Raw genomic sequence first — 774 nt, forward strand, 5'->3', positions numbered from 1 at the left:
AAGAGCATTGTTTCTCAGGGCAGTTGATATAGAAGCATGAATAGCTGGAGTTAAAAGTTTTCTTTTGAAAATTTCCATAAGTCCCTTTTTAAAATCATCATCTATTTTATTATTCCAAACTTCAGAATTATATGAATTTTGAATTTCTGGAAGAAGCTCACCCGAAAGCCATTTACCCATATTGTCACCATCAAGATGAATAATAGCATAGTAGGATTTTGGTTTCCCTACTTTTTTATAAATTTGTTTTAAAGCTTCTTTTAACTCTATCAAATTCTTTGGTTTAATAGAAATGCCATATTGTTCCTTGATAGATCTTTCATTTAAATTTTCTTCATAAAGCCAAGAGCCCTCAATTTCTTCAAAGTCTTCTTTTAAAAGATCTTTTATCTTCTTTTTATACTCCTCATATTCATTCTTAGCCAAAGCTAATACTTTTTCTTTGAAATCTAAACAAGCTATATCCGCAGTTGATGGAAATGATATATTTTTAAATACTGATGATGAGACTTTATTTTCAAGATAAATCTCAAAGGTTCTTTTTAGAAAACATAAAGAACAAAGTCCTTCACCATCAGCAAGAAATTTAGGAGAGATTTTGGTATTTTCAGTTAAATCAACTAAATATTTATTAAAATTCGTAAATTTACCTTTATTTTTACTTTCTCTGAAAAATACTACATCCCTTTCGCCACAAACAGAACATTTTCTTCCCTTTTCTTCAATCTCTGGTTGGGAAAACATCCTTAAGTTTTTTCTTCCACCAATAAATTT

General features: G+C 28.8%; 1 protein-coding gene. It reads right to left on the minus strand.

Annotation, left to right across the window (positions count from 1 at the left end):
- The coding region (cas10, locus tag ABDH49_09210; protein MEN3047118.1) for a type III-B CRISPR-associated protein Cas10/Cmr2 at positions 1–744 on the minus strand (744 nt) is incomplete at its 3' end.
- Between the last annotated feature and the right edge of the window lie 30 nt (positions 745–774).

This window comes from Candidatus Hydrothermales bacterium, assembly GCA_039630235.1.
Taxonomy (GTDB): Bacteria; Hydrothermota; Hydrothermia; order Hydrothermales; family JAJRUZ01; genus JBCNVI01.